Genomic DNA, 10,168 nt, shown 5'->3' on the forward strand with positions numbered 1-10,168 from the left:
GTGGACTTTCGAACGCTCTTGAACGCGCCCGGCTTTGTCCGTCTGGACGGAGCCATGGGCACCATGCTCCAGCGCAAGGGACTGCCGGTGGGCATGGCCCCCGAGCTGGCCGGCCTGGAGCATCCGGACTGGCTGCTGGAAATCCACCGGGCGTATCTGGCCGCCGGAGCTCAGGTCGCCACTGCCAATACCTTTGGGGCCAGCGCCCTTAAGCTGGCGGGCACCGGCTGCACGCCTGAGGCAGTCATCGCCGCCAATGTGAGTCTGGCCCGGCAGGCCGTAGGAGACCGCGCCCTGGTGGCTCTGGACATCGGCCCGTTGGGCCAGCTTCTGGAGCCTACCGGCACCCTGCGCTTTGACGATGCCTACGACTGCTTCGCTCAGATGGTCCGGGCCGGCGCCAAAGCCGGCGCCGACCTGGTGCTGCTGGAGACCATGACCGACCTCTATGAGGTCAAGGCCGCCCTTCTGGCTGTAAAGGAAAATTCCAGTCTCCCAGTGATCTGTACCATGACCTTTGAGGACAACCGGCGCACCTTCCTGGGCTGCGATCTTCCCTCCATGGCCCTGACCCTGGAGGGCCTGGGAGCCGACGCCATCGGTGTCAACTGCTCTCTGGGGCCCCGGGAGTTTCCGGCGCTGCTGGAGGAGCTGGCCCGCTGGACCTCGCTGCCCCTGGTGGCCCAGCCCAACGCCGGGCTCCCCGACCCCGGCGGCAAGGGATATGACATTACACCGGAAGAGTTTGCAGACAGCATGGCTGACCTGGCCCGGCTGGGGGTCAAGTGCCTGGGCGGATGCTGCGGCACCGATCCCGCCTATATCGCCCTGACGGGGAAACGGCTGGATAAGCTCACCTACCGGCGTTCCCTCCCCCAGGTCCCCGCGGCGGTGTGCAGCGGCACCCGGACGGTGTCCGTGGACCGGGTCCGCATTATCGGCGAGCGCATCAACCCCACCGGGAAAAAGCGCTTCAAGGAGGCCTTGCTCCGGGAGGACATGGATTACATCCTGGACCAGGCCCTGCAGCAAACCGGGGCGGGGGCCGACCTTCTGGACGTCAATGTGGGCCTGCCTGAGATCGACGAGCCCGCCATGATGGTGCGGACGGTCAAGGCCCTCCAGGGAGTCACGGACGCCCCCCTCCAGTTGGATTCCTCCGACCGGCAGGCTCTGGAAGCCGGTCTGCGCGCTTACAACGGCAAACCCATCGTCAACTCGGTGAACGGAGACGACCAGGTGCTGGATGCCCTACTCCCCCTGGTGAAAAAATATGGCGCGGCGGTGGTGGGCCTCACGCTGGACCGGGACGGCATCCCCAAAACCGCGGAAGAGCGCCTCGCGGTGGCCCGGCATATCCTGGACAAGGCCCTCACCTACGGCATCCGGCGGGAGGACGTCTACATCGACTGCCTGACCCTTACCGTCTCCGCCGAGCCCCAGGCCGCCGCCGAGACGCTGAAGGCGGTGGCGCTGGTCAAGGAGAAGCTGGGACTTAAGACCGTACTGGGGGTGTCCAACATCTCCTTCGGACTGCCCGGCCGACCCCTGATTAACCAGAATTTTCTCACCATGGCCATGACCCACGGACTGGACCTGCCCATCCTCAATCCCAATGTGGAGGCTATGACCGCCGCCGTGCGCTGCTATCACCTGCTGACCAATCAGGACGCCGACGCCAAAGCATTTATCGCCGCCTATGGCGGGACCCCAGCCGCGCCCTCTCCCGCCCCGGCTGCCGGACGCAGCCTGGCGGACACCGTCATTCATGGTCTGAAGGGCGAGGCTCACGCCGCCGCCCGGGCCCTGCTGGAGACGACGGCCCCCATGGAGGTGGTCAACGGCGTGCTGATCCCTGCCCTGGACAAGGTGGGGGCTGATTTCGAGGCGGGCCGTATCTTCCTTCCTCAGCTCATTCAAGCCGCGGGAGCCGCGCAGGCCGCCTTTGAGGTGGTGCGGGAGCGCCTATCCTCCGACAGCGGCGGCGAGACCGCCAGCCGCGGCACCATCGTGCTGGCCACCGTCCAGGGGGACATCCACGATATCGGCAAAAACATCGTCAAGGTACTGCTGGAAAACTACGGCTACACCGTGGTGGACCTGGGCCGGGACGTGGACCCTGCCGCCGTGGCAGAAGCCGTCCGGCGGCATGAGGCGCCGCTGGTGGGGCTGTCCGCCCTCATGACCACCACCCTGGGCAGCATGGAAAAGACCATTACCCTTCTCCATGAGGAGGGGCTCTCCTGCCGGGTGATGGTGGGAGGCGCCGTTCTGACCCCGGACTACGCCCGGAAAATGGGCGCCGACTTCTATTCCGGCGACGCCAAGGAAAGCGTGGACATCGCCAAGCGCATTTTCGGATAAAAAAGGACCGTGTGCATGCACACGGTCCTTTTTCTGTCGTTACAGCAGATTCTCCTCGCTCTTCGGGTCGAAGAGATGGACCAGGTCCTCCCGGAATGTGAAATAGATGGGCGTCCCATAGCCCAGTCCGCCCCGGAGCTCCTCAGACAGCTCGGTGGTGGGGACCCGCAGGACCACGTCTTTGCTGTCCTGGGTGGTGACGTGGAGGTGAATCTCGCTGCCCATCATCTCGGACACGTCCACCTTGGCGGCTACAAAGTGCTCCCCCGGCGTCAGGGCAAAGGCAATGTGCTCCGGACGGATGCCCAGAATCACGTCCTGGTCGCCGTACCCCTTTTCTGCCAGCCTCTGCTGGATTCGGTCCGACAGCGGCATCACCGCCCCGGCCACAGCCGCCTGGTAGCCCGCGCCGGTCTTTTGGAGCCGGGCGTCAAAAAAGTTCATCTGGGGAGAGCCGATGAAGCCCGCCACAAAGATGTTGGCCGGGTGCTCAAACACCTCCTGGGGCGTGCCGATCTGCATGATGTAGCCGTCCTTCATGATGACGATGCGGTCACCCAGCGTCATGGCCTCGGTCTGGTCATGGGTGACATAGATGAAGGTGGTGTCGATGCGCTGGCGGAGCTTGATGATCTCGGCCCGCATCTGGTTGCGCAGCTTGGCGTCCAGGTTGGACAGGGGCTCGTCCATGAGGAACACCTGGGGGTTGCGGACGATGGCCCGACCGATGGCCACCCGCTGCCGCTGGCCGCCGGACAGGGCCTTTGGCTTGCGGTCCAGATAGCTGGTGATGTCCAGGATCTCGGCGGCCTCCCGAACCTTTTTGTCGATCTCCTCCTTGGGCAGCTTGCGCAGCTTCAGGGCGAAAGCCATGTTTTCGTACACGGTCATGTGGGGATACAGGGCATAGCTCTGGAAGACCATGGCGATATCCCGGTCCTTGGGCTCCACGTCGTTCATCCGCTTTTCACCGATGAACAGGTCGCCCTCGCTGATCTCCTCCAGACCGGCCACCATCCGCAGCGTGGTGGATTTGCCGCATCCCGAGGGGCCTACCAGCACGATGAATTCCTTGTCCGCGATCTCCAGATTGAAGTCGTGAACCGCCGTCACCTTGTTGTCGTAAATCTTTTTTACGTTCTTCAGGGTCACAGTTGCCATGTACCTGGGCCGTAAGGGCCATGCCTCCGCAAAGTCCCCCTCGCCCATGAAGAGCGAACCTCCATGGACGTTACGGCAGGTCTCCACACTGCCGCACCGCCGGCCCGGCGGAGCTGGTCTCCTCCTTTTTTACGGCTCCCGCGGCGCTATGAGGTAGGAGTAGCGGAGCGGGGCCTGTTTCGTGGGCCGTGCACCCGGCCCTGAACGGATGATACCATATCTCAGCGGATATTTCCACCGCAAACAATATTTCTCAGTCCCATATTTTTGTCCAGAATGGCCCAATTGGCCCGTTTCCCGGTTTCCAGGCTGCCCACCCGGCTGTAGATGCCGATGCCCAGGCCGGATTGACGGCGGCAGCCTTCACCGCCGCGGTCAGAGGGGCGCCCATGGACACAACCGTACGGATAAAGTCCAGGGCGCCGGCGCGCTCCGGGGCTACCGGCACCAGCTTTACCAAGCCGCCGGCCGCCGGTTATCCGCATACCGTTTCCCCGGCTTCTACCAGCGCGTGGAGCGCCGCCCGATCCCCCACCAGCGTCACGTCGGGATGGAGCTGGAGGATTGAGGCGGGCACCTGAGGGGTCACTGGCCCCCGGAAGGCCCGGCACACGATCTCCGCCTTGTCCTCCCCGCTGACCACCACCAAAATGCGCCGGGCCTGCATGATGTTCTTGATGCCCATGGTCAGCGCCCGCCGCGGCACGTCCTCCCGGGAGGCAAAGAACCGGGCGTTGGCATCGATGGTGGTCTGGGACAGGTCCACCGCATGGGTCTCCAGCTCAAAGGTGTGGCCCGGCTCGTTGAAACCGATATGCCCGTTGTGCCCCATGCCCAGAAGCTGCAGGTCGATGCCCCCCAGCTTCTGGATGACCCGGTTGTACCGGGCGCATTCGGCCTCCGGGTCCTCCGCCAGGCCGTTGGGCACATGGGTGTTCTCCGGCCGGACGTCAATGTGGTCGAAGAAATTCGTCTGCATGAAACGGCGGTAGCTCTGCTCATGAGTGGGGGCCAGGCCGCAATATTCGTCCAGATTGACCGTCCGGGTCTCGGCAAAGCTGAGGTCGCCCTTGCGGTACCATTCGATGAGCTGCTGGTAGGCTCCAATGGGGGTGGACCCGGTGGCAAGCCCCAGGACACAGTCCGGCTTCAAAATCACATGGGCGGAGAGAATATTGGCCGCTCGGCGGCTCATCGCCTGATAATCCTCCGACTGGTAGATCCGCATGGCAGTATGACTCCTTTATTTACAGTATTTGACGCTCCTATGGTGCGCTCCTTTTGCGCACTTTTCATTAGCATATACCATTTCCTCCATCCCCGTCAACTTATCCTGCGGCATATGTGCAAAAGGGCCCCGGATGCGCGGCGCATCCGGGGCCCACTTTTGTCTTACAGCAGCAGGCCGGTGAGGCACTGGCCGGCCAGAAACAGGAGGAATGCGCTGAGGACCGGCGCGGCCCGGCACACCGGGCCGGAGGACAGGCGGTCTGCCATGGAGGTATAGAGCATGGCGGTTACAGCAAAGACTGCCCCGCCCAGCAGGCACAGCTCCAGCGCCTGGGCGGCGCTCACCAGCCCGGCGCACCAGGGCAGCAGACCGAGGGTAACCCCGCCCAGCAGGATCAGGGGGACCCACGCCCGCCTGGCGCCCGGAGCCAGATAGCGCTCCACAACCAGCGCGGCCAGGGAGAGGGCCGTCACCACCGGAACGTTCAGCTCCGGCAGAACTGTGGCAGGCGCAAAGGTCCTCCACAGCAGCACACACAGGCAGGCCAGACCGACCACGGCGGCCAAAATCACATTGAGCAGCAGGCTGCGATTCCGTTCCATTACCAATCCCCCCATTCCGTCGCGCTGGAGGACACATCCGCCCCGGTGACGAAGGCCGCCGCCGAGTTGACCCCCTTGGCGATGGCCTTGGAGGTCACCGTGGCCCCGGTGAGGGCTTCGATGTCCTTCCCCACCGACGCCTCCCCCGCCGTGCCCAGGAACTGGCCCAGGAAGGCGGTGTCGGTCAGGGCCTCCCGGCCCAGGCCATAGGTCTCATGCAGGTCCCGGACCACTACGCCGGTCACGCCGCCGTCCTTGCCCACGCCCACCAGGAGCGTCACGTCCCCCGCATAGCCGGCGGTGACGGTCTCAATCACATAGCCCGCATCCGCCCCATAGACGGCCCGGATGTTCTCGTCCTCTCCGGTGTATTCCTCCGGGACAAAGCCGGAGCCGCCGGGCAGAAGGCGGGCCATCATGGCCTCCCGCTCGGCCGCCCGGTTCCGCTCCGCCACCGGGCGCAGGGCGGCGGCGGCCCCAAGCAGCACCAGTGCCGAGAGGGCAATGGCGGCTATCGGTCGTAAAAGCTCTTTCATGCCGCCCCTCCTTTCACCGCGCCGAAGCGACGGGGCGCGGTATAACGGTCGATGAGCCACACGGCGGCGTTCATCAGCAGAATGGCATAGGTCACTCCGCCAGGGAACAGTCCGTTGTAGCGGAAGAGCACCGTCAGCACGCCGCAGCCCACTCCATAGAGAAGCTGGCCGCGGGGCGTGGCCGGCGAGGTGGCGTAGTCGGTGGCCATGAAGATGGCCCCCAGCATCACGCCGCCGCCGAATAGGCTGTAGAGCATCCACTGCAGCGGGTCCTCCCCCTTGGAAAATGCCAGGGTCAGCAGGGCCACAGAGCCCAGGTAGGCCACGGGAATGCGGGGAGAAATGACCTTTCGCGCCACCAGATAAACTCCGCCCAGGAGCAGCGCCAGGGCAGAGGCCTCTCCGATGCAGCCGGCCACATTGCCCAGGAACAGGTCCAGAAGCGGCGTTTCGGGCAGAGCGGGCATCTGCATGTGGTGGAGCGGGGTGGCCGAGGTGGCCGCCTCCGCGGCGGAGCCCAACAGGGGCAGCTCCGCGCCGGGGGCGGCAAAGCGCACCAGCCAGGACGGCCACAGCATCAGCAGGAAGGCCCGGGCCGCCAGGGCCGGGTTGAAGATATTCTGTCCCAGCCCACCGCACAGGCCCTTGACCGCCACCACAGCGAACACGCCGCCCAGAGCCGCCAGCCAGTAGGGCGCGGTGGCGGGGAGGGTCATGGCCAGCAGGACGCCGGTGACGGCGGCGGAGCCGTCGGGCAGGGTGTTGTGCTGCCGGGTCAGCACCCGGAACAGCCCCTCGGACGCCAAGCAGGCCAGAACGGTCACCGCCGTCAGCAGGAAGGCCCGTGGGCCGTAGGCCCAGGTCCCCGCCGCCAGGGCGGGCACGAGAGCGATGAGCACGTCGCGCATGATGCGCCCGGTGCTCTCCCTCCCCCGGATGTGGGGGGAGGCCGTCACGGTCAGGTTCATGAGGCATTCTCCTCCTTCACGGCTCGTTTTCCCGCCCGGAAGGACTCCACCAGCGGGAGCCGTCCGGGGCAGACATAGGCGCAGCAGCCGCACTCGATACAGTCGGTGAGATTCAGCCGTCTCAGAGCGGTCAGGTCTCCCGCCTGCTCGAAGCGGTAGAGGTACAGGGGCTGGAGGCTCATGGGGCAGGCCGTCACGCATTTCGCGCAGCGGATGCACTGGGGGTGCGCCCCCTCTCGGTCCTGTGCCCGGGACAGGCAGAGTACCGCATTGGTGCCCTTGACCACCGGGACGGCCAGGTCAGCCTGCGCCACGCCCATCATGGGACCGCCGGAGAGGACCTTCCACACGTCGCCGGTCAGCCCGCCCGCGGCAGCAATGACCTCCGAAAACGGGGTGCCGATGCGAACGATGAGGTTTTTCGGCTCCCGCACCCCCTCTCCAGTGACGGTGACGATGCGCCGGGTCACCGGCTCCCCCTCGTACACCGCTTTGTAGATCGAAGCGAAGGTGGCCGCATTGAACACCGCGCAGCCCACGTCCTTCGGCAGAGCGCCGGGGGGCACCTGCCGCCCGGTGACGGCCTGAATGAGCTGCTTCTCCGCCCCCTGGGGGTAACGGGTGGGCAGGATCAGCAGTTCTATGCCGGGGAAGGTCTCCATCTGTTTTTTCAGGATACCGACGGCCTCGGACTTGTTGTCCTCCACCGCCAGTACCGCCCGCTTGGGCTCCAGCACCGCCATCAGCGCCCCCATTCCCCGCAGCACCTGCTCGGGATAGGTGCACAGCAGCGCGTCGTCGGCGGTGATGTAGGGCTCGCACTCACAGGCGTTGGCAATGAGGGTGTCCACCCGGCCCATGCCGGCCACCGTCTTTACGTCGGTGGGGAAGGTGGCGCCGCCCATGCCGACGATGCCCGCCTCCCCAATGATGGAGACGATCTCCTCCTTGGTCAGGCCGGAGAGGTCCAGATGGGGCTCCAGCGCTGAGGCGGGCGTATCCTGGTAGTCGTTTTCAATGACCACCGACAGCACCTGGCCGCCGCCGGGATGGGGGCGGGGCTCCACCGCCGTCACCAGGCCGGAAACCGAGGCGTGGACGGGCACGCACAGGCCCTCCCCGTCTCCCAGCTTCTGGCCCAGTCCCACGGTGTCGCCGGGCTTCACCAGGGGGGTGCAGGGTGCGCCGATGTGCTGGCGCAGGGGGATGACCACCTGAGCGGGAATGGGAGCCGGGGCCGGGATGCCCCGGCCGGTCAGTTCCTTGCGGTCCGCCGGATGGACGCCGCCGAAAAACAGGTGTTTCATGCTTTCACCTCAAAATCAAGTTCGGATGTAATCGGAAAATCCAGGGCTGTAACGCAATTCCCCATCCAGGTCCACCCACATGGCCTCCGCTCCACAGCGGTCCAGCAGGGCCTGGCCCTCCGCCTGGGGGAGGGTAAACAGAGCGGTGGAGAGGGCGTCGGCCAGGCCGGAGTCGGGGCACAGGACGGTGACCGCCCGCCAGCGGGCGGCAGGATACAGGGTGTCCGGGTCGATGATGTGGTGGTAACGCACGCCGTCCACCGTATAATAGCGCTGATAATCCCCGCTGGTGACCACCGACACATCCTGAACATAGACGGTGTGAAGGTAGTCCCCTTTCTCCCCGTCCGGATTCTGCACCCCCACCACCCAGGGCGCGTTCTCCACCGGCTTGGGGCCGGTGGCCCGGACGTTTCCCCCCACGCTGATGAGCAGTCCGGCCGGAGCGTTCCGGCAAACCTGCTCCACGGCGTACCCCTTGGCCACCGCCCCCACGTCCAGCCGGGCGGCGGGATCGGTGAGGCGGACGGTGGAGGCCGCCTCATCGATGACCAGCGCGTCAAAGCCGGTGTGCTCCCCCGCCTCCGCCAGGGCGGCGGCGCCGGGCAGAGCGGCGTGCTCCGGGTCCTCCACGCCGGCGTTCCGGGCCTCGTGCCACAGGGACAGCACGCTGCCCAGGACCACGTTCACCCGGCCGCCGGTGTCCTCATACAGCTCCCGGCAGAAAAGCAGCAGATCGACGATCCTCCGGTCCACCTGCACCGCCGCGCCCCCGGCGCCGTCGTTGACGGTCTTGAGGTTGCTCACGCCCTCATAGCTGTTGTAGATGTCAAACAGCCGGTGGTACTCCAAAAGCTGGTCGTGGAGCTCCTGGGCGGCGGCCCGGAAATCCTCCTCCCGCCGGGCGTAGCCCACCACGGTGGTGACGGTGTCAAAGAGGGTGAGGAAACTGGCCTCGTAGCGTTTGGGTCCCTCCTCCTCCGCCCGCGCGGAGCAGCCGGACAGCGCCAGCAGCGCCGCCAGCATCAGGGACAGCAGGCGTTTGTTCATAGCGCTCCCCTTTCAGACAGCGATGGGGAGGGCCCATGGGGCCCTCCCCATCGGGAAAAGCAATTGGCTCAGGCTGCGGCCTTCTCGATGAGGGTCTGGAACTCGCCGATGCCGATGGTGACGGAGGCGGCCAGATCGGCGTCGGTGGGGCTCTCGTGGTCGTCCACGGCAATGCCGCTCACCTCGGACACGGTCTTGCCCGTGACATAGGCGCTGAAGGCGGCAGCCTGCTCATACCACTCCTTGCCGATGGAGGACGCCTTTTTCATGCCGTAGGCATCGCCCAGCTCATTCTTAGAGGGCTGCGCGGCGGTCAGGTCGGTGGTGATCTTGCCGGCGGCGTCGAACTTCACATTTGCCTGGACGGCGTCGATGAAGCAGCTCGTGACGGTGTCTCCGTTCAGGGTGACGGCGGCCACGGTGGCGTAGGCCTGAGCCAGGCCGTCGCCCTCGGCGGAGGCGTCCTTGCTCTTGGCCATGTTGGTGACGGAGGTCAGGGCCAGCTTGTCGCCCTTCCGGGCGCCCAGATGCTCGGCGTTGTTTACCGCGCGCTCAATGCCGGCGATGAAATCGGTGATGGACAGGGTGACGGAGGCGGCCAGGTCGGCGTCAGTGGCCTGGCCGTCGGCGTTGACGGCGACGCCCTTGAGCTCCTCCACCGTCTTGCCTACGGCGTACTCCGCCATGGCGGCGGCCTGCTCGTTCCACTCCTTGCCGATGGAGGAGGCCTTGCCCATACCGTAATCGGCGCCCAGTTCATTCTTGCTGGCAAAGGAAGTGGCGGGGTCGGTCGTCAGCTTGCCGGCGGCGTCAAAGCCGATCTTGGCCTGGATGGCGTCAATCACGCAGGCGTCGATCACGCCGTCGTCACCCACCGTGACGGCCACCAGAGACACATTGGCCTGGGCCTGGCCGTCGCCCTCGGCGGAGGCGTCCTTGCTCTTGGCCA

General features: G+C 65.9%; 9 protein-coding genes. 1 reads left to right on the plus strand and 8 read right to left on the minus strand.

Translation table 11 applies throughout. The features are described 5' to 3' along the window. A complete protein-coding gene (locus B3H64_RS07785; RefSeq protein ID WP_414653483.1) occupies positions 1-2,364 on the plus strand; it encodes a homocysteine S-methyltransferase family protein in 2,364 nt (787 codons plus the stop codon). Positions 2,365-2,403: 39 nt separating this feature from the next. Here B3H64_RS07785 and B3H64_RS07790 read toward each other — a convergent pair whose 3' ends face one another. From B3H64_RS07790 to B3H64_RS07825, 8 genes are all read right to left on the minus strand, one after another. Further along, positions 2,404-3,525 carry an ABC transporter ATP-binding protein gene (locus B3H64_RS07790; RefSeq protein ID WP_050619598.1) on the minus strand — a complete coding sequence of 374 codons (1,122 nt, stop codon included), beginning with the start codon at positions 3,523-3,525 and terminating at the stop codon, positions 2,404-2,406. 475 nt (positions 3,526-4,000) lie between these two features. Then, entirely contained in the window at positions 4,001-4,753 is a 753-nt protein-coding gene (nagB, locus tag B3H64_RS07795) for a glucosamine-6-phosphate deaminase (RefSeq protein ID WP_050618550.1), read from the minus strand. A 164-nt stretch (positions 4,754-4,917) separates the two neighbouring features. Then, positions 4,918-5,358: a hypothetical protein gene (locus tag B3H64_RS07800; protein WP_050618551.1), complete on the minus strand. Its 441-nt coding sequence runs from the start codon at positions 5,356-5,358 to the stop codon at positions 4,918-4,920. Further along, positions 5,358-5,894, minus strand: a complete 537-nt coding sequence (locus B3H64_RS07805) for an FMN-binding protein (protein ID WP_238073618.1) — start codon at positions 5,892-5,894, stop codon at positions 5,358-5,360. Before B3H64_RS07805 ends, B3H64_RS07800 begins: the two co-directional genes overlap by 1 nt. After that, a complete protein-coding gene (locus B3H64_RS07810; protein WP_050618553.1) occupies positions 5,891-6,862 on the minus strand; it encodes an RnfABCDGE type electron transport complex subunit D in 972 nt (323 codons plus the stop codon). The genes B3H64_RS07805 and B3H64_RS07810 overlap by 4 nt, the downstream gene beginning before the upstream one ends. Further along, entirely contained in the window at positions 6,859-8,169 is a 1,311-nt protein-coding gene (gene rsxC / locus B3H64_RS07815; protein WP_050618554.1) for an electron transport complex subunit RsxC, read from the minus strand. The genes B3H64_RS07810 and rsxC overlap by 4 nt, the downstream gene beginning before the upstream one ends. A gap of 15 nt (positions 8,170-8,184) precedes the next feature. Next, positions 8,185-9,219 carry an FAD:protein FMN transferase gene (locus B3H64_RS07820; RefSeq protein WP_050618555.1) on the minus strand — a complete coding sequence of 345 codons (1,035 nt, stop codon included), beginning with the start codon at positions 9,217-9,219 and terminating at the stop codon, positions 8,185-8,187. 68 nt (positions 9,220-9,287) lie between these two features. After that, on the minus strand, positions 9,288-10,168 hold an 881-nt coding region (locus B3H64_RS07825), incomplete at its 5' end, for a hypothetical protein (RefSeq protein WP_286734259.1).

Source organism: Intestinimonas sp. UBA1698, from assembly GCF_002320075.1.
Classification (GTDB): Bacteria; Bacillota; Clostridia; order Oscillospirales; family Oscillospiraceae; genus Intestinimonas; species Intestinimonas massiliensis.